18 protein-coding genes are annotated in these 26,732 nt (G+C 60.5%); 13 read left to right on the top strand and 5 right to left on the bottom strand.

Annotated elements, in window-relative coordinates; all coding sequences use genetic code 11:
- Positions 1 to 128 precede the first annotated feature (128 nt).
- The gene (gene fur / locus NZ453_RS16380) at positions 129 to 590 is read left to right on the top strand and encodes a ferric iron uptake transcriptional regulator (protein WP_263771809.1); all 462 of its coding nucleotides are present in this window, start codon (positions 129 to 131) and stop codon (positions 588 to 590) included.
- Here the strand turns inward: fur and NZ453_RS16375 are convergent, their stop codons facing one another.
- Positions 591 to 1,178, bottom strand: coding sequence for a putative metalloprotease CJM1_0395 family protein (locus NZ453_RS16375; protein WP_263771808.1), 588 nt, complete (start codon positions 1,176 to 1,178; stop codon positions 591 to 593).
- 628 nt (positions 1,179 to 1,806) lie between these two features.
- Between NZ453_RS16375 and NZ453_RS16370 the strand changes: the two genes are divergently transcribed.
- From NZ453_RS16370 to NZ453_RS16345, 6 genes are all read left to right on the top strand, one after another.
- Positions 1,807 to 3,438, top strand: a complete 1,632-nt coding sequence (locus tag NZ453_RS16370; RefSeq protein WP_263771807.1) for a ShlB/FhaC/HecB family hemolysin secretion/activation protein — start codon at positions 1,807 to 1,809, stop codon at positions 3,436 to 3,438.
- A gap of 123 nt (positions 3,439 to 3,561) precedes the next feature.
- Complete coding sequence (locus NZ453_RS16365) at positions 3,562 to 11,370, top strand: two-partner secretion domain-containing protein (RefSeq protein ID WP_263771806.1); 7,809 nt, start codon at positions 3,562 to 3,564, stop codon at positions 11,368 to 11,370.
- Positions 11,371 to 11,743: 373 nt separating this feature from the next.
- A complete protein-coding gene (locus tag NZ453_RS16360; RefSeq protein WP_263771805.1) occupies positions 11,744 to 12,169 on the top strand; it encodes an antitoxin YezG family protein in 426 nt (141 codons plus the stop codon).
- 287 nt (positions 12,170 to 12,456) lie between these two features.
- Positions 12,457 to 12,828, top strand: coding sequence for a hypothetical protein (locus tag NZ453_RS16355; protein WP_263771804.1), 372 nt, complete (start codon positions 12,457 to 12,459; stop codon positions 12,826 to 12,828).
- A 24-nt stretch (positions 12,829 to 12,852) separates the two neighbouring features.
- Positions 12,853 to 13,668: a hypothetical protein gene (locus NZ453_RS16350; protein WP_263771803.1), complete on the top strand. Its 816-nt coding sequence runs from the start codon at positions 12,853 to 12,855 to the stop codon at positions 13,666 to 13,668.
- Between the two features lie 26 nt (positions 13,669 to 13,694).
- Entirely contained in the window at positions 13,695 to 14,255 is a 561-nt protein-coding gene (locus NZ453_RS16345) for a hypothetical protein (protein ID WP_263771802.1), read from the top strand.
- 190 nt (positions 14,256 to 14,445) lie between these two features.
- On the opposite strand, the gene recN is transcribed toward NZ453_RS16345, so the two are convergent.
- Positions 14,446 to 16,107, bottom strand: coding sequence for a DNA repair protein RecN (gene recN / locus NZ453_RS16340; protein WP_263771801.1), 1,662 nt, complete (start codon positions 16,105 to 16,107; stop codon positions 14,446 to 14,448).
- 23 nt (positions 16,108 to 16,130) lie between these two features.
- The gene (locus tag NZ453_RS16335; RefSeq protein WP_263771800.1) at positions 16,131 to 17,057 is read right to left on the bottom strand and encodes an NAD kinase; all 927 of its coding nucleotides are present in this window, start codon (positions 17,055 to 17,057) and stop codon (positions 16,131 to 16,133) included.
- A 140-nt stretch (positions 17,058 to 17,197) separates the two neighbouring features.
- Between NZ453_RS16335 and hrcA the strand changes: the two genes are divergently transcribed.
- The 3 genes from hrcA (at position 17,198) to NZ453_RS16320 (ending at position 20,490) form a co-directional block, all read left to right on the top strand.
- Positions 17,198 to 18,226, top strand: a complete 1,029-nt coding sequence (gene hrcA, locus NZ453_RS16330; RefSeq protein ID WP_263771799.1) for a heat-inducible transcriptional repressor HrcA — start codon at positions 17,198 to 17,200, stop codon at positions 18,224 to 18,226.
- On the top strand, positions 18,226 to 19,329 hold the full coding sequence (gene hemH, locus NZ453_RS16325) for a ferrochelatase (protein ID WP_263771798.1): 1,104 nt from the start codon (positions 18,226 to 18,228) through the stop codon (positions 19,327 to 19,329). The genes hrcA and hemH overlap by 1 nt, the downstream gene beginning before the upstream one ends.
- A gap of 93 nt (positions 19,330 to 19,422) precedes the next feature.
- Positions 19,423 to 20,490 carry an EF-hand domain-containing protein gene (locus NZ453_RS16320; RefSeq protein WP_263771797.1) on the top strand — a complete coding sequence of 356 codons (1,068 nt, stop codon included), beginning with the start codon at positions 19,423 to 19,425 and terminating at the stop codon, positions 20,488 to 20,490.
- 32 nt (positions 20,491 to 20,522) lie between these two features.
- On the opposite strand, the gene NZ453_RS16315 is transcribed toward NZ453_RS16320, so the two are convergent.
- Positions 20,523 to 21,848, bottom strand: coding sequence for a serine/threonine-protein kinase (locus NZ453_RS16315; protein ID WP_263771796.1), 1,326 nt, complete (start codon positions 21,846 to 21,848; stop codon positions 20,523 to 20,525).
- A 178-nt stretch (positions 21,849 to 22,026) separates the two neighbouring features.
- On the opposite strand from NZ453_RS16315, the gene grpE reads away from it, so the two are divergent.
- The 3 genes from grpE (at position 22,027) to dnaJ (ending at position 25,837) form a co-directional block, all read left to right on the top strand.
- Positions 22,027 to 22,596 (top strand): nucleotide exchange factor GrpE, encoded by a 570-nt coding sequence (gene grpE, locus NZ453_RS16310; protein ID WP_263771795.1) that lies wholly within the window; start codon positions 22,027 to 22,029, stop codon positions 22,594 to 22,596.
- A gap of 88 nt (positions 22,597 to 22,684) precedes the next feature.
- Positions 22,685 to 24,634, top strand: a complete 1,950-nt coding sequence (gene dnaK, locus NZ453_RS16305) for a molecular chaperone DnaK (protein WP_263771794.1) — start codon at positions 22,685 to 22,687, stop codon at positions 24,632 to 24,634.
- A 69-nt stretch (positions 24,635 to 24,703) separates the two neighbouring features.
- On the top strand, positions 24,704 to 25,837 hold the full coding sequence (dnaJ, locus tag NZ453_RS16300; protein WP_263771793.1) for a molecular chaperone DnaJ: 1,134 nt from the start codon (positions 24,704 to 24,706) through the stop codon (positions 25,835 to 25,837).
- Between the two features lie 168 nt (positions 25,838 to 26,005).
- Here dnaJ and NZ453_RS16295 read toward each other — a convergent pair whose 3' ends face one another.
- Complete coding sequence (locus tag NZ453_RS16295) at positions 26,006 to 26,722, bottom strand: Crp/Fnr family transcriptional regulator (RefSeq protein ID WP_263771792.1); 717 nt, start codon at positions 26,720 to 26,722, stop codon at positions 26,006 to 26,008.
- Between the last annotated feature and the right edge of the window lie 10 nt (positions 26,723 to 26,732).

Raw genomic sequence — 26,732 nt, 5'->3', positions numbered from 1 at the left:
CTTGTGTAGCATCCGGCGATTGGAATGAAACTTTAAGGCAAAAAACAACCCAAGCCTCAAAGCCGCGTTAAGCGGTATATCATAACCGAAAAAGCGGTACCCCTTACGCCACCGATCAAGCGAAGCCAATGAGCAAATCCACCGACTTGAAAAGCATGGGCCTGAAGGCCACATTTCCACGCCTGAAAATCCTTGAGCTTTTTGAGCACGCCGAAGTCCGCCACCTGACTGCTGACGACGTCCATCGCTTGCTGCTTAGCGAAAACAAGGATATCGGGTTAGCAACGGTGTATCGCGTACTCACCCAGTTCGAACAGGCTGGGCTGCTTGAACGCCACCATTTCGATTCGGGAAAATCGGTTTTCGAAATCAAGGAAAGCCAGCATCACGACCACCTCGTGTGCATCAATTGCGGGCGGGTCGAGGAATTCATTGATGAAGAAATCGAACGCCGGCAGAAACGGATCGCCAAGGAACGCGGTTTCGCCATTCAAGAGCACGCGCTCTACCTGTACGCCGAATGCACCAAGAAGGAATGCCCCCATCGGGAGGCAGCCGCTGCCGTGCCGGCCGCCGCCCCGGCCGAGTAATCAGGCAAATAGATTGACACGCGCACCAAGCGCTTCCGACGCCCCTGCGCCTTGTTGACGATACGAGCTGATCGCAGCTCGACCCTCGGTGTCGCCACCTGGCGCCGCTGAAGAACCGGACCGCGCCGAAAAGGATTCCTGCCGCTGCATCGCAATCTCTGCCCGGGCCTCCGCCTCCATGCGCGACGCCTCCGCAGCGACGCTTCGATCTTGTGAGGACGGATCGGCAGGGGCCAACGCCGCGGCCCGGATGCGTTGCGCCTTCGACACCGTTTCCTCGGGAGTCCTTCCTGCCGCCGTGCTAATCGATACCTCGCCGCCAACGGCATAGCGCTGGTTGTCTGGCCCCGTGGCGTAGGTGTAGCTGACGCCACCGCGGACCAGTCCAGCCCCTGCCGCCACGTGGGCCAACTCGTGTGCCCGCACTTTCCGGTCGAGTTGTTTGAGCTGCTTGATTTGCTCAAGCTCCGCTGACGTCAGTTCGCCTGACGTAACGCCGGAAAGCGCAGCCGAGCCTGCTTGGCCGTCGGTTGTCGATGTGGTTTGGGTGTCCGTCGCTTTTGCTGGCGTCCCGCGCGACGCAGGCATCCCGCCGTTGCCGTAAGAGGCCGCTGCTGAAACCCAAGAGCCGCCGACACTCCCGATCATAGCGCTACGCCTCGCTACCACCTTTCATAAAAATAGTCGAAGGGTGGCGACAAATCCAGGTTTCTGCCGAAAAAACAATCAGGTAACTACTGCGAAGCCTTTCCTTACGCTCCAGTAGCCACTGCAGGTAACGCGCAGCCGTCCCACCTATCATCGTCACAGTCCCCCGGTAACTTCAGAAGCTGATCTTTGGTATCCGGTTCGACGGTGTCTTGACATCCAAAACACAAGCATCTGATTTGACAAGCACACATGGGACATCGCAAAGACCGAAAAGTCAATTTTCCGGATCTGCCAAAAACCTCACACAAAGAAGGGGTTAAATCGTCAATACTCCGTGCCCATCAATAATAGTTGCAAGATCAGACTGCACCTATGTACCATTTTCTGTTTTTCAAACCATAACAAATTAGTTTTTTAGCTTTAAATGCTCAAAAAGAACAATCAAATCCGATCGGTATTCCGCAAAAAACGCAATACATCATTTATCTCGACATCAACCGTTCGGCGCTCAATTCAGCCAGCAGCAGTCGCCGTCTTCGTCCTCATGGGAGTGCCGTGTGGAGTTATGGCGCAGACACTGAACGAACGGGCAGCGCAGGAAACACTGCGCCAGCAGGAAAGGGAGCGGGCATTGCGCGAAAGCCAGGAACCGGGGAAGGACGTCCGGCTACCGCGCGCCTCAGAGACATTGCCAGATCGTCTGCCTGACCGGGAGACCCCCTGCTTTCCAATCAGCGAAATCACCTTCTTGGGCGAGTCCGACGGATTCGAATGGGCGTTGGCCGCCGCCGACCCCGCCGATGATCCGGCAACGGGCCGTTGCCTCGGCAGCCAAGGGATCAACCTGATCATGGCCCGCATTCAGAACGCGATCGTTGCCCGCGGTTTCGTAACGACCCGGGTCGTCGCCGAGCCCCAAGATCTCACGTCTGGAAAGCTCGCCCTTCGAATCATTCCCGGGCGCGTTCGTGCCATACGTTTCAGCGAAGCGAGCGACTCGCGATCCAACGCCTGGAACGCTTTTCCGATCAAGCCGGGGGACCTCCTCAATCTACGCGACATCGAGCAGGCCCTGGAGAATTTCAAGCGCGTACCGACGGCGGAAGCCGACTTCGAAATCGTGCCGACCGAAGAACTCGGGCAGAGCGACATCGTCGTTACATGGAAACAACGTTTCCCGCTGCGCCTGACACTTTCCGTCAACGACGGCGGCTCAGACGACACGGGGAAATACCTCGCCAACGCAACCGTTTCTGCCGACCATCTGCTCACGCTCAACGACCTTTTCTACGTCAGCCTCAATCAGGATATCGGTGGCGGCAAGGAAGGCGACCGCGGCACCCGCGGGCATACCGTGCACTACTCGGTGCCGTGGGGTTACTGGCTGCTCGGAGTCACGCAAAGCTCGAACCGGTACCATCAGACGGTGGCCGGCATCAATCAGGACTACCTCTACAGCGGTACGAGCGAGAATCTGGAAGCCAAGCTGTCGCGGATCGTCTATCGCGACAGTGCGCACAAAACAACAGCTTCGCTCCGCACCTATCTCACGCAATCCAAGAATTTCATCGACGACACCGAGGTCGAGGTTCAACGCCGTCGTATGGCGGGTTGGGAAGCCGGGCTGGCGCACCGCGCCTTCATCGGCGAAGCAACGCTCGACGGCTCGGTCGCCTATCGACAGGGAACCGGCGCCTTCGCCGCCCTTCACGCGCCCGAAGAAGCTTTCGGTGAAGGAACCGCGCGGCCGCGCCTCGTAACCGCCGACGCCAGTCTCGCCATCCCGTTCAAGCTCGGCGAACAGCGTGTCCGCTACAACGTGGACTGGCGTGCGCAGTGGAACCGCACTCCGCTCGTTCCGCAGGATCGGTTCTCGATCGGCGGGCGCTACACCGTGCGCGGCTTCGACGGCGAAACGGTGCTGATGGCCGAACGCGGCTTCCTTGTCCGCAACGACCTTTCGTTTCCCCTCGGCGAAACAGGACAAGAGCTGTATCTCGGGCTCGATCACGGCCGCGTCGCCGGTCAGTCGGCGGACCAACTCGTCGGACGCAGCCTCACCGGCGCCGTGCTCGGTCTGCGCGGCAACTACAAGGCGTTCAGTTACGACGTCTTTGTCGGCGGACCGATCGACAAGCCGGAGAACTTCACGGCCAACCATCGTACGGCCGGATTCAACCTCACCCTGTCGTTCTAGCAACGCGATGCCTCACGACGAACTACATAGCAACCGCGTAGCCATGTTCCGAGGCCACGCAATTACGTAAGCCCTGGACTGCGAACAACACGAAATCCACTTCGTTTCACCGGAAGCAAGAAAATGAACAAAAATCTCTACCGCATCGTATTCAACAAGAAACGCGGCCAACTGATGGCCGTGGCGGAAAGCGCCGTCGGCGACGGCAAAACGGCCGGAACGTCGGATGGAACGCTCGGCGCCTCCGCACAAGCGATATGGGCCACCGTTCGGCCGCTTTCCCTGGCGTTGTTCGTGGCCTTCGGGCTCGCCGCTCTGCTGGCGGACCCTGCGGGCGCGCAAACGGTCGCCTATCGCAATGCCCCGGCAACACAGCGACCGACTATTCTTGGTGCCGCCAATGGCGTGCCGGTGGTGAACATCCAGACCCCCAGCGCCGCCGGGGTCTCGCACAACCTCTACGAACGCTTCGACGTCCAACAACAGGGCCTGATCCTCAACAACTCGCGTACCAACGCGGCCACCCGCCTTGGCGGATGGATTCAAGGCAATCCGTGGCTGGCCCGAGGAACGGCCAGCGTAATCCTCAACGAAGTCGTATCGAGCAACCCGAGCCTGCTCGCCGGCTACATCGAAGTCGCCGGGAACCGCGCCCAGGTGATCGTCGCCAACCCGGCCGGCATCACATGCAGCGGCTGCGGCTTCCTCAATGCCAGCCGCGCGACGCTGACGACCGGGACGCCGATCATCGGCGGCGGCGCGCTTGAGGGTTATCGCGTCGAAGGCGGTACGGTGCGCGTCGAGGGAACGGGCCTCGACGCCACCCGCGCCGACTATACCGACATCATCGCCCGCGCCGTGGAAGTCAATGCCGGTCTCTGGGCGCAGAACCTTCGCGTGACGGCGGGCGCCAACCGGATCGACGCAGCGAACACCTCCGTCACGCCAATTGCCGCTGGAAGCCCTACCCCCGCCTATGCAATCGACGTGGCCCAGCTCGGCGGTATGTATGCCAACAAGATCGTCCTCGTCGGCACCGAATCCGGTGTCGGCGTGAAAAACGCCGGCGCGATCGCCGCCTCAGCCGGCGAGGTACTCGTCACCGCCGACGGACGGCTTGTCAACGGCGGCACCATTACCGCTCAAAACCTGCAAGTGGACACCCACGCACAGGCGCTCGACAACACGCGGGGCCGCATCGCATCCGCCGATGCGCTAAGCATTGCCAGCGGGACGCTGACCAACGATGCCGGCCTGATCCAGGCCGGTGGCGCGCTGTACATCGACACCCATGGCCAAACACTCGTCAATACGCAATCTGGCACCACTCTCGGCATTGTCGGGCAAGACAGCGTGACTCTGGCGACCGGCGGCCTTGAAAACAGTAGTGGCTTCGTCGGTGCCAAAGGCAACATCACAGCCACCAGCGGCACGATCAACAATGCCTCAGGTCAGATTGCTAGCGAGGCCGCGATCGCGCTTTCGGCTACGTCGCTCGACAACCAAGGTGGACAGGTTCAGGCCTTGGGCACGCTCGCGGTAAACAGTGGCAGCGGCTCAGTAAAGAACAGTACCGGCCTGCTGCGCTCGGGCAGCACGCTGGAGGTCGTAGCCGGCCGCATCCTCAACGCCCAAACACAGGGCGTGAATCAAGGCATCGAAGGCCGGAACGTCGCTATCTCCGCCACGCAGGTCGACAACAACACGGGCGCACTGCGTGCGGACGAGACCCTTACGCTGATCGGCCATGGCGTAGTCGACAACACACTGGGAACGATGTCCTCCGGCAAGACGCTCACCATCGCAGACAGCATTCTTGCCAACAAGGGTCAGTACATCACCAATACTGACGGCACCCTGATCGCCGGCCAGTCGCTCACCATTGACAGCAAGGGACTTACCGGCGACGGTAAGGTACTTAGCCGGGGAGACCTCTCGGCAAAACTCATCAGCGACTATACCCACACCAACGAATTTACCGCCAATGGCGCAGCCAGCCTGACAACGGCCGGCACCCTTACCAACCGGGCCACACTGTCGGCCGGAACGACGCTTACACTTACAGCCGCCACTGTGAACAACGAAGTCTCAGGCCAGATCCTGGCCGGCACGGAGACGACAACTGGAGTAGTTCCAGGCGCCGTTTACCTCAATGCCACAGACACGCACACACTGACCAACCGTGGTCTGATCAATGGCGGTAATACTTTCATCGACGGTTCAACCGTCAACAATCTCGGCACCGGACGCATCTATGGCGACCACGTCGCCATCGCCGCCAGCACGTTGAACAACACGGCTGAAACCATCGCTGGAGAAACACACGCGCCAGTCATCGCCGCACGCGATCGTCTCGACATCGGCGCCACCACAATTGACAACCGAGAACACGCCTATCTCTTCAGCGGCAAGGACATCGGTATCGGCGGCGCTCTGGATGCCGCGCATCAAGCCACCGGACAGGCCACGACTCTTAACAATGCTAGCGCCACCATCGAAGCACTGGGGAATATCGCGCTTAGCGCCGGAACATTGAACAATACCAACGAGCACTTAACCACCAAGTCGACCGTGACAAGCACGGAGCATCGAAACGACTACCAATCAAAGAGCAGTTCCAATCAATACAACGAAAGCCAGGTCACGTTTAGCTCCCGCAACGGCGGCGTTCTGTCCCTACTGAACACTCCGGAAGGACAGACAAGCTTCTACTACCACTACGACTACACGCGCACCACTAGCGAAACGCAAATCGACGCGACCGATCCGGCCAAGCTGCTCTCCGGTGGCACGATGCAGATCAAGGCTGGGACCGTGCTTAACGACGCCAGCCAGATCATCGCCGGCGACGCACTGAACGCCAGCATCGACAGCCTCACCAACACCGAAGTGGCAGGCACCCGCACCATCAGCGATTCGGGTTCCATGTACTACCTCTGGGAGAAAGTGAAATCCGGGTCTAACAACAACTACACCATAACCGATAATTGGGGGACTTACGCTCCTGCGGCGACCGTGCAGAGTCTGGTCCTCAGACCGACGGTCTATAAGCAGAACACGACCCACGACGGAAGCGGGACGCGGGTCGGCGAACTCAGAACCAACAGCGTCGGGCAGGCGGTTGCCGGGGCTACGGTCGCCACCGTTGCCGTCGATACCACACTGTCCAGCAACAGTCTGTTTCGCGCTCCCAGTCGCCCGGATCGCGGCTACCTGATCGAAACCGATCCGAGCTTTGCCAATTTCCGCCAATGGCTCTCCAGCGACTACATGTTGAAGGCGCTGTCGATGGACCCGGCCACCACACAAAAGCGTCTTGGTGACGGTTTCTATGAACAACGCCTGGTGACCGAGCAGGTCGCCCAACTGACCGGACGGCGCTTCCTCACAACCTATGCCAACGACGAGGCTCAGTACCGCGCGCTGATGGCCGCCGGGGTGACAGTAGCCAAGGCCTGGAATCTCGTCCCTGGCATTGCCCTCACCGAAGCGCAGATGGCGCAGCTGACCAGCGACATCGTGTGGCTGGTTGAAAAAGACGTCAAGTTGGCCGACGGCACGGTCCAAAAGGCGCTCGTACCACAGCTCTATGTGCGCGTGCAGGACGGCGACGTGCAACCTTCAGGAGCACTTATCGCCGCCGAAACAATCAATCTTGACCTTACCGGCGACCTCGCCAACAGCGGCACCATTGCCGGCCGCAGTGTCGTTAGCCTGACCGCCGAGAACATCCGGAACCTTGGTGGCCGCCTCAGCGGTCAGTCGGTGTATGCCGCGGCACGTACCGATCTGACTAATCTCGGCGGTACGATTGAAGCAAAAGATGCGCTGCAGGTCAGCGCCGGGCGCGACCTCACGCTCAGCAGCACGACCCGCACGCAGACGAATGCGCAGGGTGAGCGCACGAACATCGACAGGGTAGCTGGACTCTATGTGTCGGGAGAGAATGGCACCCTGGTCGCCTCCGCCGGCCGCGACCTTGCGCTGCTCGGCGCTGTGGTCGCGAACAACGGTGCGACCACCGTGGGAGGAAAGGGCGGCACCGCCTTGGTCGCCGGCCACGATTTGACGCTCGGTACCGTTACGGAAAGCCGCCGTCAGGCCAATGCGCGAAATGGCAGCAATTACCTGAGGACGACGCAGAGCCAAGAGACCGGTACCGTTATCCAGGCCACAAGCGATCTCACCCTCGTCTCCGGGCACGACCTCTCTGCCACGGCCGCCAACGTAACGACCGAAAAAGGAATGCTTGCCGTCCAAGCGGGCAACAACTTGCAGATCGACGCTGGGCAAGCCACGGAGACGCTCGACGAACGGCACAAGACCAAGTCCAAAGGCTTCCTTTCCAGCAAAACGAAGGTCACCAACGACACCCTCGACGCGAGCACGGCGCTGGCCTCCACTTTCAGCGGGAACACCACCACGCTGTCCGCTGGCCAGGACATCCGGATTCGGGGCAGCAACGTCACAGCAACGGAGGATCTCGCAGTCGCCGCGGGTCGCGACGTGGTGCTCGATACGGCGCAGGACACGCGCCACGAGACGCACCTCGTGACGAAGAAGAAATCCGGTTTGTCCGCTTCCTACGGCGGGATCTCCTACGGCAAGAGTTCGCTCAAACAGAATGCGGACGGCACGAGCGTCACCCAGGTCGTGAGTACCCTCTCCGGCGAAAACGTCGACGTCACCAGCGGCCGCGACACGGTTCTCAAGGCCGCCAACGTCCTCGCAGACAAAGACCTCACCCTCCTCGCCGGGCGCAACGTCGATATCGTCGCCGCCGCGGATACACAGGCCATCGAGACGCAGCGCAAGAGTTCGAGCCGCAGCATCGGCCTCACTCCCGATACGTTCGGCAAGCTCACCATCTTCGGCACGATGGCGGCGAGCGAGGACACCGACGGCCAGTCCGCCGCGGCACGCACGGCCCTCCTCTCGGCCAATGCCGGCAACCTCACCGTGCGCGCCGGCCTCGACAGTCAATACAAGGGCACGGGCCAGGGGAACGTCGTCACCCAGGGCGCTGACCTCCTCGCCGGCCAGACGATCGCCCTCTCGGGCAACGCGGTCGATCTGCAGGCGGCGGCCGACACGAACGCCACGCACAGCGTGGCCAAGAGCAAGAGCGTTACGCTCGGCGCTTCACTCGCCGGCCCGATCGGGGAGAAGATCAACGCCATCGGGGACGCGGTGAAAGCGGCGCACGATTCCGACAACGACCGCCTCCAGGGCGCCTTCGCCCTGAAGGCGGGCTACGACGCCTACAAGCTCTCGCAGATGGACACGATCCCGGGAGCAAACCCGACGAGCGTCGCGGGGGCCACCAAGGACTTCGGCACCGCGGGCGGCGCGAGCGCGAGTTCGGGGTTCGGCGTGCAGGTGGCGATCGGCACGAGCAAGAGCAAGGCCGAGACGACGACGCACGATACCCGGGTCACCGGCACCAATCTGCAGGCGCAGACGATCGACATCGCGGCCACGGAGTCCGACCTCGCGATGGCCGCGGCCAAGCTGCAGGCGCGGAACATCACGCTCGCCGCGGCGCGCGATGTACTCCTCACCGCGGCGGCGAACACGAGCGATCTCGCGAGTACCAACAAGGGCAGCAATGCAGGCTTTGGGGTGACCTTCGCCTTCGGCGGCCAACAGAACGGTTTCTCGATCCAGGTGAGTGCGAGCCAGTCGAAGGGCAAGGCAAACGGGACGGAGACGACCTGGGACAACACGCAGGTGACGGCCGCCGAGACGTTGAAGGTGACGAGCGGCCGCGATTCGACGCTCCGAGGCGCGCAAGTCGCGGGCGATACGGTGCTCTTCGACGTGGGGCGGGATCTCCTGGTAGAGACCTTGCAGGACAGCAGCGTCTATTACAGCAAGCAGTCGAGTTCGGGCTTCAGTCTCTCGTTGTGCATTCCGCCGATCTGCGCCGGCACCTACGTCACCGGCAGCGTGAGCGCGAGCAGTCAGAAGATCAAGCACGATTACCTCTCGGCCGTGGGCCAGAGCGGCATCGCCGCCGGGGCCGGCGGCTTCGACATTACGGTCAAGGGCGACACGGACCTCGTCGGGGCGGCGATCACGAGTACGGCCGACGTTGGCAACAGCACGGAGAAGAACAAGCTCACGACCGCGAGCCTCACGAGTCGGGATCTCGATAATCATCAAGTCACGAAGGCGAGCGCGAGCAGCATGAGTGTGGCCTTCAATACCGACGGCTCCGCCCTCGGCACGCTCGGGAGCAATGCGGCAAGCAATCTGATGGGCAATCTGAACGGCAACGCGGCGCTGCCGAAGAATCAGAAGGAGTCAAGCCAGACGCAAAGCGTGATCAGCCCGGCCCACGTCACGATCACGGGCTCGGGCGACACGGCGAAGGACGCGCGGAGCCAGGCCACCGCCGACGAACTCACGGCCCGCGATCCAAAGACGGCCAACCAGCGCCTGACCAATACCCTCACCTTGCAACAGGCGCAGGTCCTCGAGGACAAGATCGCGAAGCAGAAGCAGAACCAGCAGGCGGCGCAGATCGTCGGCAGCGTCCTCGCCAATGCGGTCGGGGATTATGCGCAGAAACAGGGTTGGGCCGAGGGTTCGCCGCAGAAGCTGGCGCTGCACGGCCTCGTCGGCTTGATCGAAGCCAAGATTGGCGGCGGCAATGTGGCCGCCGGTGTCCTCGGAGCCGTCGGCCAGGAAGCCTTGGCGCCATTGATCTCGGAGTACCTCAAGCAGAACGGATTCGATTATACGAAGATCGACATCACGGATCCGAACCTGAGCGAGGCGGAACGACAGGCGCGCCTGGAGGAATACAACCGGCTCAGGTCCGATTACTACGGCTTGATGCAGCTCGGCACGACGCTGGCTGGAACAGCGATTGGGGCGGTAGCGGGTGGGACACAGGGCGCGGCGACGGGAGCAACGTCGGCCTATGTCGGGGTGACGAATAATTACCTGAAGCACGACGAAGCCATACGCATGGCCGCCTTGAAGGAGAAGAAACTCAAGGGTCAGTGCGACACCACGTGCCAACAGGATATTGCTGCACTCGAAAAAATCGACAAAGAACGCAACGCCCAGCTTGACGCTTGCCAAGGCATTTCCAGTCAGGCCTGCAACAACGCTCGGCAAGAGGTTCGGAACGCGGCGGCCGAGTATCTACGCAAGGGAACGCTCGCCCTGAGCAGCAGTTTAGGGTACATCACGCTGGAAAACGTCTACGGCAGCGAAAAGGACGAGACGCTTAGGTATGCGAAAGGCACGCTGGATGGCAAAGCCAACGGGATGGCCAGCGGCCTCGCAGGTGCCGCCGTCGACATGGTGGTTGATACCGCGAAGGCACTCTACGGTCTTGCGGTCAACCTCGGAGGAGCAGCAATCGGCGATGCGCAAGCACGGGAGACATTGCAGGCCGGTGCTGGTGCTGCCTGGGACTACGTGAAGAACCCCGACAACTGGCCGTATCTGTTAGGCGTCATGACGCCAGAGCAGCGCGAGAAACTCGCACAAGCCTATGAGAAGGGCGACGGTTACGCCGTCGGCCAGATCATGGGCAAACAGACGCTGGACCTAGTCGCCAACCTTCCCTCGGGCGGTGCCGCGGGAACGATCAAGATCGTTAAGGCGGGCGATAAGATCGAGGATGCAGCTTCGATCTTGGCGAAGGCAGAAAAGGGAGCACGTGCTCTCGCCGATCCTGTCTATAAAACGACCAAAGAAGCTAAGGTGGCCGCTGAGGCACTAGGCTTCAAGAAGATCAACGAGACGGTTCACGATGGGCAAGCAGTTTTCAAGCGTGGAAATGATTTCATCACTAGGGACTTGGACGGACACAATGGCGGCGCATGGAAAATGGCAGATTCTGTGAAGAATCTCGGCAGCAAGGAAACGAGAGCTGGAACCTATGATGTTAATTTAAACCGCATTGGAGACTGACATGAGGAACGAACCGACCGTACAACCGAATTGGGTTTCACACGGCAAGACCGTTCGACAACTGATCAAGGAGTTGCAGTCCTTCGAGAACCAAGATTTGGTTGTGGAGATCTCGATTGATGGAGGGGATACTCACAAGCCAATCAGCCTCGTAAAGAAAGCTGGTCCGCTTTGCCTATTGGTGAATAGTGAAATTTGACGCCGGAAAGCCATGGAAAACTGCTTACATAAAGGGCTCGATGCTGGCAACTCCGTGAGCGTGAAGATCGACGTTGGTTATCCGGCTGGAGGCGGGGTGAGGCCGAATGAGTTCAAGGTACTTGCAATAGTGGATGGAAAGGTTATTCCGTATAGATTTACTCAGTGAGGAATCATGCAATTTGACGACGTTGAAAGTGCATACAGGGCGCTTGCACAATACGTATTGGCATTTATCGAAAAGCGCACTTGGGATTCTGCAGGTTGCAAAATTAGTACGTTGGCAACCATGGCTAAAGGATCCCAATGGCTCGTATGTAATGGAATCAAGGATGAGCACGGTGGTTTTAGCGAAGATCACACTGCGCTCTGGGAAGGTTTGGACGCAGCCCTTTCCCTTCGCGACGATCTCCTGAAAACCACCGGTCAACGCATCTGGGGTTTGACATTCACGCTGTTCCCGAGCGGCAGATTCAAGATCGAGTACGACTACGACAAGCCGGAAGGATATGAAGAGAGCGATGAGTTGATCTCAGGCACGGAAATCAACCAATCACTCCGCGAGTTGGGAATGACCGATAGTGGCGAAGACAAAAAGTAGCCGATCGAAAAAAACAGTAAACAACACCACACTCGTGTTGCTCTCCGAAGAATTCTACGGATTCGTCCAATACCTCGCCCACGCATCAGGGCTTCCACAACCGATTCTTGTCGTGATGGCGTTTGCTGTCGGCATCGGGTGGATTTGTTGGCGTACTCGATCCTCGCATATTCGTGAGTGCAGAATGGCGCAGCTCACCACGGACATCGTCTGGCCACCGATAAACGGTCACCCTGGCCGCTTCTGGCGCTCGATCCACCCAAATTAATTTTTACTAAGGAACACTCATGCAGGAACTGATTCTGGTATTTCTATTCACGACTGGGCAGGTTCAATACACTTCGTTCGGTCAGGAAACCATTGCCGTTACTACGCTGGAAGACAGCGTAGCTAACGCAGCGAAGTTCACGGAGCGAATCAAGGAGCTGTCGGGCCGCTCTGGGGTCAAGGTGTGCGCGGTGGTTCCGGATTACGACTACACCAGCCCCTTGCACAAACCACTCTATGACTTGCTGACCGAAAAGGGCGACAGGATGCCGGGCATCTGGGAGCAGCAGCAAGGCGTGCAAAAGGTGCTGCGCAAGCCCGCTTCAGCAACGCCCTCCATCGACGATGCGAGCAAGTACTGCAAGCTGGTGGCGCGAGTCGCTTTCCAATAAACGATGCTTCCATGGAGCAAGAGATTGACATCCGCAACGATTCGCAAACTCATGGCGCTGGTGTTCATGCTGGGCGCGAGCAGCACCATGGCCAAGCTGGCGACACTGGTTGACCCCGACATCCGATTTGATGACGGACCACCTGCAACGGCCAAACAGATTCATGATTACATCATCGCCGGCGCCGATCGATATACCGGCGAAGTAGTCTACAAGCTGGAATCGGACAGTAACAACGAAATCCGCCTGCAGCTGGTGCAGGCGCGCAAGCATACGTTTCGGGTGGCCATTCCCTACGATGCGGGCGGCTTCCAGATCAAATACCTGAGCAGCACCTCTGGGCTGCAATATCGTGAGTCGGACGGTGAACGGCAGATCCATCCCAACTACATCAAGTGGATCAACGGACTGGTCAAGGAAATCAAAATGGCGCATAGCCTGGGGCTCGATGTTCGAGGCGAACCGACCGACCCAAAGACAGCAGCGTATGTGACCATCGCCGGCCCAGGCAGCGCACGCTTTGCCGTGGCCTACGGTGACGGCCCTTACGAATCGCCGCAATTCAGCGGTTACGTGCCGATCAAGCCATTGAGTATCTATGGCAACTCGGTGCTCCATATGCACAATGCGATCGTGAGTTGCGGCCCGATTTGCGTGGGGTTCGATCCCGAGGGGGGCCGTACCTATCAAGTTCGTTGGGTTGAGGAGGGCCCTTTGGGTAACGGCGGCGTTTGCAGAATGGAGGTTTACGATGTCAGCGACGGCACCGAGCAATTCGTCTTGCCCCGTTCCGCCCCCTGTCCGGAAAACAAAAATTTGCTCCAGCGCTTGCTGGATTGATCACTATTCGAAATCGTCGACACACGATGAAAAACTACCCATGGATTTTTCTGCTGGCCCTGAGCTTCAATTCGCATGCCGGCCCGTTCACGGTGCTTGAATTGCCGATCAGCTTTCAAGCCGAACCGAAGGAAAACGTCAGTCACGGCCAGGAGTGCAAGGTCGACCAGATGCTCGCAGATCGTTTGAGCACGGCCCTCTATACCAATCCGCCTACCGGCGACTTGCAGCAGCCACCGCCCGAGATGACGGCGCCGCTTGGCGATGCAAAGCTGAAAGTGAAGATCACCGAGGCCTTGAAGGTGGAGGGCTTTGCGATGACAGGCCATCGCTATGTTGGTATCGAGGCGACGCTTACCGAGACGGGTTATCCTCTGCGCCAGACGAAGTTCATGCGGGTGTGCTGGGTCGCGGGGATGAAGGCGTTCAGCAAGTGCGATATTTTTGAGCAGTGTGCGGACAGTGTTTCGTTGGTGCTATTGCGCTGGGTCAAGAACTCAAGATATCAGCCCGAGCCGGGGCCCGCGCTCAAGGATATTGGCAAGGTTGATGGCTCGCCCGATACGCCGAGTGAGGCGGAGAAATAAGAGTCTGCCGATGCATCGGCATAGGGGCCGCTATTGTTAGCTGCCCCTGCCACACCACCCGGCATGCGGTCCGCAGCGGGCGGTAGCGTGTGGAGCCCGCGCTGCTACTCGTCCGAAAAAAAGGACTTCTGAAGCGGGCGGCTAAAATTGCGCGCGACTAGAGCGCAGCCCTTTTGCGTAGCCCTTTGATTTAGGCCACCGAAAAATCGAGCATCTCCCGCGCATGCTGTCGGGTAATGGCGGTGATCTCGACACCACCCAGCATGCGCGCCACTTCTTCGATGCGGCCGGCGTTGTCGAGCGGCACGACGTCACTGCGGATCTGGTTGCCCTTGCCGCTCTTCACGACGCGCCATTGCCAATTGGCCCGCGCTGCAACTTGAGGCAGATGCGTCACGCAGAGCACTTGGCGTTCCGTGCCGAGTTCGCGCAGCAAGCGCCCAACGACCTCGGCAACGCCGCCGCCAATACCGACGTCCACCTCGTCGAAGATAAGGGTGGGAACACTCGCCGCCTGGCTGGTCACTACCTGGATGGCAAGGCTGATACGCGAGAGTTCGCCGCCGGATGCCACCTTGGCAAGTGGACGCGCCTCGGTGCCGGCAAGGCCCGCGATGCGGAATTCGATGCGTTCGAGCCCCGACGCGGCGCCGTCGTCGAGCGGCAGCAGGGTCACCTCGAAACGTCCTCCGCCGAGCGCGAGCTGCTGCATGACGCGACTGACTTCATTGCCGAGCGACGCGGCGGCCTTGGCCCGCCCTTTGGAAAGCCGCTTGGCGAGCGCTTCGTATGCCGCCCGCGTTTCGGCGGCGCGGGCTTCGAGCGCCGCGATGTCGGCCGCCTGCCCCAGCGCGGCCAAACGTTCCTGCCACCGGGCCAGCAGTTCCGGCAATTCGTCGGGCCGCGAACGGAATTTTCGCGCGCATGCGTGAACGGCTTCGATGCGTCGCTCGACCTCCCCTAGCCGTTCGGGGTCGAGTTCGACGCGGTCGGCATACCGGCGCAGCGACGACACCGCTTCCGCCAGTTCGGCCTGCGCCGACTGCAACACGGCACTCACTTCGGTGAGGCCTTCGTCGTACTCGACGAGATGGTCGAGGCGGCTGACGGCGTTATCGACGAGCGCCACGCAGGCGGCGTCGGACTCGGCTAGCAAATCGAGCGCGTAACGTGCGCCTTCGACGAGGCTCGCCGCATGCGCGAGCCGCTTGTGCTCGGCGTCGAGCCCCGCCCATTCGTCGGCGGAGAAAGCGAGCGCTTCCAGTTCTTTGACCTGCCACTCCAACTGGTCGCGTTCTTGCATCAAAGCTTCGGCACCACCCCGAGCCGTTTCGAGCAAGGTCACGGCCTCGCGCCAGGAACGCCACGCCCCAGCGACCTTGCCTGCCAGTTCATCCAGGCCACCATGCGAATCGAGCAAAGCGCGCTGAGCATCCCCGCGCAATAGCGATTGATGCGCATGCTGGCCATGGATGTCGACGACGAACTCGGCGACTTCGCGCAGTTGCTGCAGCGTCACCGGCGAACCGTTGAGGTAGGCCCGCGAACGCCCGGATGTGTCAATCACCCGGCGCAGGAGGAGCCCTTCGTCGGCGTCCAGGTCTTGCTCGCGCAACCAGTCGCGGGCGCTTGGCGCATCGTCCAGATCGAACTCGGCGCTGACTTCGGCACGCTCACCGCCGGCGCGCACAAGCCCCGCGTCGGCGCGTTCGCCGAGTGCAAAGGCCAGGGCATCAACAAGGATGGACTTGCCGGCGCCGGTTTCGCCGGTGAGGGTGCCAAAGCCGGGCTCGAAATCGAGTTCGAGCCGGTCGACGAGAACGAAATCGCGAACGGTCAGACGACGCAACATAGGGAAAACGGGCTCTCGCGGCGTTAGTGAATTCTTGGCTGCTCGCTCCAGTGCAGTTTTTGGCGCAGCATCGCGAAATAGCTGTATCCGGGCGGGTGGAGGAAGCAGATGGAGTATTCGGAGCGCCGGATGCGTACGATGTCGTCCGGCTTCAAGTCGTACGTAACCTGGCCATCAAAGTGCACGCGCGAGTCCGTGGCGTGGATGATGCGGACTTCGATCTCGTTGCGGTCACCGACGAGGATCGGGCGATTGGTCAGTGAGTGCGGGCACAACGGCACGAGCGCAACGCCGGTAACCTGTGGATGAAGGATCGGGCCATTGGCCGAGAGCGAATACGCCGTCGAACCGGTCGGCGTCGAGGCGATTAGGCCGTCCGAGCGCAGGTTGTAGATGAACTCGCCGTCGATGAATAGCGCAAATTCGATGAGCCGGCCGATGGCGCCCTTGTCCACCACCACCTCGTTGAGCGCCAGATTCGCTCCCACCCGATGCCCGTCGCGAATCACCTCGGCACCCAGCAGCATGCGGCTTTCGGGAGTGAACCGGCCTTCGAGCAAGGCGTCCATACAGGTGAGCATTTCGTTGCGCGCGATATCGGTCATGAAACCGAGTCGGCCCTGGTTGACGCCGACGAGAGGCACCCGGTAGCTCGCCAGGTGGCGAGCGGCGTTGAGCATCGTTCCGTCGCCGCCGATCACGATGGCCAGGTCGGCCCGGGCGCCGATCGCCGCGAAATCCCCCTGTTCCCATTGACGCATATCGTCCGGCAAGCCGGAGTTGCTCACCGTCGCTTCCTCGATGATCACCGTGATTCCGCGTCCGGACAAATTATCGGCAAGCAGACAAAGCGATTCGGCGATCTCGCGGCTCTGATATTTGCCAATCAGCGCGATCGTTCGCGGGGGCACCACGCGGAGGCCTGAAGCGCCGGTCGGGTTATCGTTCATGGGCCGAATTAAACCACAAATCGCCGCCAACCGTTCCCGGAGGCCGTACCCAGGCGCGGAAAGGCGAATACCCTCTTGATCTTTGGCAGACCGCACCTACTTCATGGTTAAACGACGATTCTTTTTGTAGAATCAACCCCATGCTAGACGAGCGCGCCAAAACCCTGCTGAAAACCCTGATCGAGCGTTACATCGCAGACGGACAGCCGGTCGGATCACGCGCACTCTCCAAGTACTCCGGGCTCGACTTGTCGGCCGCGACGGTACGCAACGTGATGGCCGACCTGGAGGATATCGGCTTCATTGCGAGTCCCCATACGTCTGCCGGACGCATCCCGACGCCGCGTGGCTACCGCTTTTTTGTCGATAGTCTGTTGACAATGCAACCGCTCGATTCCGAGAAGATTCACGCCATCGAAGGCCAGTTGCACCCCTCGCAGCCGCAGCAGCTCATCAATAGCGCATCACGCCTGCTTTCCGGGCTCACCCAGTTTGCCGGCATCGTTGTCGCGCCCCGGCGAAAGACGCCACGGATACGGCAGGTCGAATTCGTCAGCCTTTCGGACAAACGCATCCTGCTCATCCTGGTGACAATGGATGGCGATGTGCAGAACCGGATTCTTTTCACGCAACGGGTTTATTCGCCGTCCGAACTCGTTTCCGCGGCGAACTACCTCAACATGCACTTTTCCGGGCAGGATTTCGAGCATATTCGAGACCACGTCAAGGAAGACCTGCAACGCCTGCGCGGCGACCTGCAAGACCTGATGGCGGCGGCCTTGGCCGCAGGCGACGAGGCGATGCACCAGACCGACAACGACTACGTGATTTCGGGGCAGCGGAATCTGCTGGAATTCGAAGAGCTCTCGTCGAACATGAAGCGCCTGCGCGAGTTGTTCGATCTTTTCGAACAGCGCACCGCGCTCATGCAATTGCTCGACATCTCGCACCGTGCCGACGGCATCCAACTTTTCATCGGGGGCGAATCAGGCATCGCGCCACTCGACGAATGCAGCGTGATCACTGCGCCCTACGAGGTCGACGGTCAGATCGTCGGCTCGGTGGGCGTCATCGGCCCGACACGCATGGCCTACGAGCGGGTGATCCCGATCGTCGACATCACCGCCAAGCTGCTTTCCTCCGCGCTCACCTACCAGGCCAATTCCTGATGGCCCGCTGCCAGCCGGAGCCGCCGTTTCGCCACGGCACGGCGGCGAAAACCGCGATCTTGCTGATCAATCTCGGCACCCCGGAAGCGCCGACGGCACCCGCCGTACGTTGCTATCTCAAGGAATTTCTGTCCGACCCGCGTGTGGTGGAGATTCCTCGATTTGTCTGGTGGCCGATCCTGAACGGCATCATCCTCAATGTACGGCCGAAAAAATCGGCCGAGAAGTACGCAAAGATCTGGACACCGGACGGTTCACCGCTGAAGGTGCATAGCGAACGGCAGTCGAAACTGCTGCGCGGTTTTCTCGGCACCCGCGGGCATGACGTAACCGTCGCCTACGCCATGCGCTACGGCGAACCGTCGATCCCCGCCGTCCTCTCACGCCTCAAAGCCGAGGGTTGCACGCGCATCCTGCTCCTTCCTCTGTATCCGCAATATTCGTCGAGCACGACGGCCACCGCGTTTGACGCCGCCTTCGCCTGGGCGGCCACGCAGCGCAACCAGCCGGAACTGCGGACGGTGCGCAGCTTCGCCGACGACAAGGGATACATCGAAGCGCTCGCCGAAGGCATCCGCTCCTATTGGGGCGCAGAAGGCCGGCCAAACTCGTCTTACCGGCTGATCATGAGCTTTCACGGTGTACCGCGTTCGACGTTGGACAAGGGCGATCCATACCATTGCGAATGCCAAAAGACCGGCCGCCTGCTCGCTGAAGCGCTTCGTCTTGGCCCGAACGAGTATCAAATCTGTTTTCAATCGCGCTTCGGCCGCGCTGAATGGCTTCAGCCCTATACCGCCCCCACCCTGCAGGCTCTGGCCAAGGAGGGAGTACGGCGCGTGGACGTAGTCTGCCCCGGTTTCGTCGCCGATTGTCTCGAAACGCTCGAGGAGATCGCGCTGGAAGGCAAAAGCGCCTTCCTCGGTGCCGGGGGCAAGGATTTTCGCTACATCCCCTGCCTGAATGAGCGGGAAACCTGGATTCACGCGCTCGCCGCCCTCGCCGAAAAACACCTCGCCGGCTGGCCGACGCAAATGCCTGCCAATGCGAGCGAACTCGCCGCCAGCGCGCAACGTGCCAAGGCGCTTGGCGCCACCTCGTAAACCGCTCGCTGCGCTAAGTCGCGGCCGTATCGCCCCTCAAGTGATCGCCGTCCGGGCCGTTAATTTGCGTTAACGGTACGCAAGGAGACGATCATGAGAATCGCGAGTTCAGCGTTGCAGCTCGAATCGACCCATTTCAAGCAGGAACGGCACGAGCTGCAGGAATCGATGCGTTCGTGGGTCGGCGATCGTCGCCCGGCGGTCGAAAACAGCGCGCGCAGCAACCCCTTGCCCGCTGTTCAACTGCCCGAAGTCCAGCTTTCGGATGCGGGCAAAGCCGCGCAGAAAAATGAAGCCAACGCCGTTCAGGACAGCGCCGATGCCGTTGAAAAGGACCCGAAGCTCCAGCTCGTCAAGGCGCTTGTCTATATGCTGACCGGCCGCGAGGTGAAAATCCTCGATCTGAGCGAGCTTGAGGCGGCAATGAATGAAGCCGCTGCGGTGCCTGCCGGAGTACCAGCCCAAACCCCCGCTCAACCGGCCAACGCCGGCTGGGGCTTCGAGTACGATCGCCACGAAGTTTACGCGGAGAGCGAACAGACGACCTTCTCGGCCGCTGGGGTTGTGAAGACAAGTGACGGACAGGAGATTTCGTTCTCCGTGGGACTCTCGATGAGCCGTAGCTATTACGAGGAATCGAACGTCCGTATCCGCGCCGGCGACGCTCGCCAGACGAAAGATCCGCTGGTTCTGAACTTCTCCGGAACAGCGGCGCAGCTGACCAGCCAGCGGTTCAGTTTCGATCTCGACGCCAACGGCACGGCCGACGAAATCAACTTCGTGACGGGCGGGAGCGGTTTCCTCGCTTTCGACCGCAATGGCGACGGCACGATCAACGACGGCTCCGAGTTGTTCGGCGCCTTGAGCGGCGACGGGTTCTCGGAACTGGCGCAGTACGACAGCGACCACAACGGCTGGATCGACGAGAACGACGCGGCCTACAACAACCTGAAGGTGTGGGCCAAGGATGCCGCAGGAGCCGACGTGCTCACGGGTCTCAAGCAAGCGAACGTTGGCGCCATCGCCCTCGCCCGTGTCGAGACACCGTTTGATGTCAAAACCAGCGCGAACGAACTCCAGGGGCAGATCAAGTCAAGCGGCGTTTTTCTGCGCGACGACGGCGTCGCGGGAACGGTGCAGCAAGTCGATCTGACAGTGTAAGCAGCTGTCGGCTACGGCCGGCCGGTAACGGCTTACGGCGGAGCGAGCTCCAGGTCGCACATACCGCCGCTGCCACGAACGGCGGGCGGCCCGAGCTTGGCTAAGGCCTTGTTGGCGGCACGCAACCGCGACAGCGCGGTGGCCGTCAGCACCTTGTTAAACCGCTCGCGCAACTCATCCGACCCGAGGTCCAGCGCGGCGCTATTGATCTCCAGGAACAGGGTCGGCTCAAGCGTAACCACGGAACACGACCGCGTAGAATCGGTCGGGTGCAGAAACGCCATCTCACCGACGACTTCGCCTGAGCCGAGGCGGCAAAGCGACTTGCCTTCCATCGACACTTCCACGAAGCCCTTCACGATGATCCCGAACACGCGGTTCTTGTCGCCTTCGCGGATCAGCATGACTTTGTCCGCTACCTCGCGCCAGACACTGATGCGCAGGATTTCCCAGAGCTCGATGTCCTCGAACCCTCGGAAGAATTCCAGCGCCCGCAGGCGCTCGAAATGCGAGGTATCCTGAGCGGCGGCGTTTTCGTCGAACATCTGATAACGCACCGTGGACAGGTCTTTGGCAAACTCTGCGCCATTCCTGTAACGGCTGTAGAGGTCCTTTTCCAGCGCCTTCTTGATGATCGGATCAAGCCCGGCCGGCAAATTGGGATTCAAGGCGCAGACCGACGGGATCTCCATATTGACGATCTTGTATACAAGCGCGGCCTGGCTGCTGGCGCGAAACGGCAAGCGCCCCGTCAATAGCTGAAAAAGCAGGACACCCAGCGAGTACAGGTCCGTCTTTTGATTCAGAGGGTAATTCTTGATCTGCTCTGGGGACATGTACGCCGGCGACCCCACTCCCATCACGAACGTGGAGTCCTTGTTGAGATTCAGCGCGAGGCCGAAGTCCGTGATCTTTGGATTGTCCTCGGCGTCGATCAGGATATTGGCCGGCTTGATGTCCCGATGCACGACACCCTGCCGGAAGGCATGATCGAGTGCCAGGCAACACTTGAAGACAATACCGATGACGCGGTGCATCGGCAGCAGGCGATTGATCGCACAGTACTGCTCGAGCGCCGTCCCGTCTACGTATTCCATCACCAGATACGCCCGGTCGTCCTCGATCGCCGCGTCGTACACCTTGACGATGTTCGGGTGGTCGAGCCGTCGGCCGATCGAGTCCTCGGTCTGGAAGAGCTTGCGCAGCCGCCGGGACATTGCCGCGTTCTCGCCGCTGAAGCGAATCAGCTTCACCGCCACTTCGCGGTTGGTATCGGGGTCGCGCGCCAAGTAGACGACTGCGGTCGCCCCCTTGCCCAGCGTACGAATCACTTCGTATTTCCCGATTTTTTCCGTCATGCCGAAGTCGCGGTTTTGTCGTCTGAGGCGGAATCGTAGCAGCAGAAAGGCTCCGCTTCACGCTTTTCGCCAGCATTCTGACCATTTTCCAGCCTGCTGCTAACCAAAGCGGAAAAATGGCCCTTGAAATCGACCAAGTTGCCCCAAGGTAGGCCGAGTTTTCCGGGAGATCATTGATATGCAAGAGCAAGACAAGACACCTGAACAACCCATCGAGTTGATTCAGAACGACGGCACGAACGAAACATCGTCCCCCTCGCAAGACGATCCGGCGCCGACCGAAAGCACCCCGAGCCTTGAGGAATTGTTGCGCAAGGCCGAGCTCAACGCCGAAGAGCACCACGACGCTTGGTTGCGCGCCAAGGCGGAAACGGAGAACGTACGCCGCCGCGCACAGGAAGATATCGCCAAGGCCTCCAAATTCGCCGTCGAACGTTTCGCCGGGGAACTCCTGGCGGTAAAGGACAGCTTGGAAGCGGCGCTGGCTGCCGAAACGCCAAGCATCGAGAGCCTGAAGTCCGGTACGGAGCTCACCCTGAAGCAGTTGGTCGCGGCTTTCGAGAAGGCCAAAGTGACCGAGCTGAACCCCGTCGGTGAGAAGTTCGACCCGCATTTCCACCAAGCGATCAGCATGGTGGAAAGCGAACAGGAGCCCAATACGGTCGTCACTGTCCTGCAAAAGGGTTACCTGATTGCCGATCGTGTGCTGCGTCCCGCGCTCGTGATGGTCGCCAAAGCGAAAGCTTGAAAAGGCTTCGACGAGCCCCACTTAGGACGCATCCCGACTGGTAACCGATTTTTACGGTATTTCACGAATTTCATAAAAGGACACTGACATGGGCAAGATCATTGGTATCGACCTGGGCACCACCAACTCCTGCGTGGCGGTCATGGAAGGCGGCAAGCCGAAGGTCATCGAGAACTCCGAAGGCGCACGCACGACGCCTTCCATCGTCGCTTACTCCGAAGAGGGCGAGATCCTCTGCGGGGCGCCGGCCAAACGCCAGGCCGTCACCAACCCGCACAACACGCTGTTCGCGGTAAAGCGTCTGATCGGCCGCCGCTTCGAGGAAAAGGAAGTCCAGAAGGACATCTCGCTGATGCCCTTCAAGATCATCAAGGCTGACAACGGCGACGCCTGGGTTGAAGTGCGCAACAACAAGATTGCGCCGCCGCAGGTTTCCGCCGAAGTGCTGCGCAAGATGAAGAAGACGGCCGAAGACTATCTGGGCGAGGAAGTGACCGAAGCGGTCATTACCGTACCGGCCTACTTCAACGACAGTCAGCGCCAGGCCACCAAGGACGCGGGCCGGATCGCCGGTCTGGAAGTAAAGCGCATCATCAACGAGCCGACGGCCGCGGCGCTCGCCTTCGGCATGGACAAGAAACAGGGGGACAAGAAGATTGCCGTCTATGACCTCGGTGGTGGCACGTTCGACATCTCGATCATCGAAATCGCCGAAATCGACGGCGAGCATCAGTTCGAAGTGCTGTCGACCAATGGCGACACCTTCCTCGGTGGCGAGGACTTCGATCAACGCCTGATCGACTACATCATCGAAGAGTTCAAGAAGGAATCGGGCGTCAACTTGAAGGCCGACGTGCTCGCCCTGCAGCGCCTGAAGGACGCGGCCGAAAAGGCCAAGATCGAACTGTCCTCCAGCCAACAAACCGAAATCAACCTGCCGTACATCACGGCGGACGCGTCGGGCCCGAAACACCTCGCGCTCAAGATCACGCGTGCCAAGTTTGAGTCGCTGGTTGATGAACTGATCGAACGCACGATCGAGCCGTGCCGCATCGCGCTCAAAGATGCCGGCGTCAAGGTAAGCGACATCGACGACGTGATTCTGGTCGGTGGTCAAAGCCGTATGCCGAAGGTGCAAGACAAGGTCAAGGAGTTCTTCGGCAAGGAGCCTCGCCGCGACGTGAACCCGGATGAAGCCGTGGCCGTGGGTGCTGCGATTCAGGGCGGCGTGCTGCAAGGCGAAGTCAAGGACGTCCTGCTGCTCGACGTCACCCCACTCTCGCTCGGCATTGAAACACTGGGCGGCGTGATGACCAAGTTGATCAAGAAGAACACGACGATCCCGACCAAGGCGTCGCAAGTCTTCTCGACGGCCGACGACAATCAGTCGGCTGTAACAATCCACGTGCTGCAAGGCGAGCGTGAAATGGCGTCGGGCAACAAGAGCCTCGGCCAGTTCAACCTTTCCGATATCCCGCCCGCTCCGCGCGGCATGCCCCAGATCGAAGTCACCTTCGACATCGACGCCAACGGCATTTTGCACGTTTCGGCCAAAGACAAGGCCACCGGCAAGGAGAACAAGATCCGCATCCAGGCCTCCAGCGGCTTGTCTGAGGATGAAGTGAAGCGCATGGTGCAGGACGCTGAGTTGCACGCCGAAGAGGACAAGAAGGCGCACGAACTCGCGGAAGCCCGCAACCAGTGCGACGGCATGATTCACATGGTCAAGAAGTCGATGACCGAGTACGGCAGCGAGTTGTCGGACGAAGAGAAAGGCAAGATCGAAGCAGCGATCAAGGAAGCCGAAGAAGCGATTCGTGGCAACGAAATCGACGCCATCAAAGCCAAGAGCGAAGCACTGGGCACAGCCGCCCAGAAGCTCGGCGAAAAGATGTACGCCAAGCAGCAGGCGCAAGCTGGCGGAGCCGATGCCGGTGCGGCGGGCGCAGGCGCGGGAGCCGCCGGCGCTGGCGAAGCGAAGAAGGACGATGGCGACGTCGTCGACGCGGAGTACACGGAAGTCAAAGACAAGAAGTAAGGCATCGGCCGTTCTGGGCGAGGGCGTATAATCGCGCCCTCGCCCCTTTCCCTTTAGTTCGAAAGCCCCATGGCAAAGCGCGACTATTACGAGGTTCTCGGCGTCAACCGTGACGCCTCGGAAGACGAAATCAAGAAGGCCTACCGCAAGCTGGCCATGAAGCATCACCCGGATCGCAATCCGGATAATCCCAAGGCCGAAGAGCACTTCAAGGAAGCCAAGGAAGCGTACGAGATTCTCTCGGACGACCAGAAACGGGCGGCGTACGACCAGTACGGCCATGCCGGCGTGGATCCGCAGAGCGGGATGGGCGGTGGTTTCGGCGGTTTCGGTGCCGGCGGCTTCTCCGACGCTTTTGGCGGCATCTTCGACGAAATCTTCGGCGGCGGCGCCTCGCGCGGCGGCCGGTCAAACGTCTATCGCGGCGCCGATCTGCGCTACAACCTTGAAATCACGCTCGAGCAGGCGGCCTTTGGGACGGAAACGAAGATCCGCATCCCGACGATGGAGGTCTGCGACTCGTGCAAAGGCTCTGGCGCCAAGGCCGGTACGCAGCCGAAGACCTGCCCGACCTGCCAGGGTAGCGGTCAAGTACGTTTGCAGCAGGGTTTCTTCTCGATCCAACAGACCTGCCCGAAGTGCCACGGAAGCGGCAAGTTCATCGCGGAGCCGTGCGGTAGTTGCCACGGCGCCGGCCGAGTCAAGCAGCACAAGACGTTGGCGGTCAAGATTCCTGCGGGCGTGGACGAAGGTGATCGCATCCGGCTTTCCGGAGAAGGCGAGCATGGAATCAACGGCGGACCGTCCGGCGACCTCTACGTGCAGATTCACCTGAAGCCGCACACTGTGTTCCAGCGGGAGCAGAATGACCTGCATTGCGAGATGCCGATCAGCTTTACGACGGCCGCGCTCGGTGGAGAGATCGATATCCCGACGCTCGATGGCGCCGCCAAGATCAAGATTCCGGCCGAGACCCAATCAGGGCGTGTCTTCCGGCTTCGCGGCAAGGGGATCAAGGGTGTGCGCAGCCACGCGCACGGCGACTTGCTCTGCCATGTCGTCGTCGAAACCCCCGTCCATCTCACCGAGCGTCAGAAGGAGCTGCTGCGCGAACTCGAGGAGAGCAGCAAGGAAAACGAAGCCGAGCACAACCCGCGCGCCAAGTCGTGGATGGACAAGGCGCGGGAGTTCTTTGCGGGTTGATGGAGATAAAGCTGGGGTCTCGCGATTCGGCTCATCAACGGCTTGACCGTAGATCCGATCTGGCGGACAACAAATAAAAAAGGCCGGCATTTAGCCGGCCTTTTTTATTATCCGAACCCTAGATATCAAAACCCGCAGAGGCCCTCACCGCAATTCACTTCCCGGCTGTCAGCTGCCTCTGGCGATACGCTCAAGCCGCACGATGTCCGCATCGTAGAAACGGCTGCCCGGCTCGCGGCGAACCAAGAGCTTCTCACGTACGAAGGCGGCGATGATGCGGCTCGCCGTCTCTAGTGCAATGCCCAGCATCAGGCCCAGTTCCTCACGCGTGAAGTTGTGAATCCGGCTGCTTTCGCCATCGCGCAAACGAAGAAGCAAGCGCGCCATGCGCACGCGCGCGCTCGTCCCCGCGCTCGCCATGTCGACCAGCCATTGCTCCGTTTCCTGCACGGCGCCCTGCAGTTGCTTCATCAGGTTCCATTGGAAACCGGGATACTGAAGGCACAGGTCTTCGACCGCCGGCAGCGGAATCCGGCACGAATGCACGGTACCGACCGTAAGCGCGGTGTGCGCGTATTTGCCCGAGAGGAGCGCCTCGAGCCCAGCCACATCGCCTGCCTTGAGAACACGCACGATCCGCGGCGTCCCGTCCCATGACGAAGAGAGCAATTTGACGGCACCGGTCCGCAAGACCCAAACCTGCTCAGGCTTGGTTCCCGGCTCATAGAGCACTTCACCGCCCTGAACGGCGGTGTTGTTCACATCGACGTGCAGGCAGCCGACAACATCCGGAGGCAGACCGGCGAAGAATGCATTTTCCCGGCCGTCACAGGCCAGACACTCCTCGCCGCCACGCCACGCCGTGCAAACACGAAGCTTTTCCATCACCGGAGTA

The organism is Propionivibrio soli, assembly GCF_025770765.1.
GTDB lineage: Bacteria > Pseudomonadota > Gammaproteobacteria > Burkholderiales > Rhodocyclaceae > Propionivibrio > Propionivibrio soli.
Note: the sequence above shows the minus strand (reverse complement) of the source record. Positions and strands in the feature narration are given on the sequence as shown.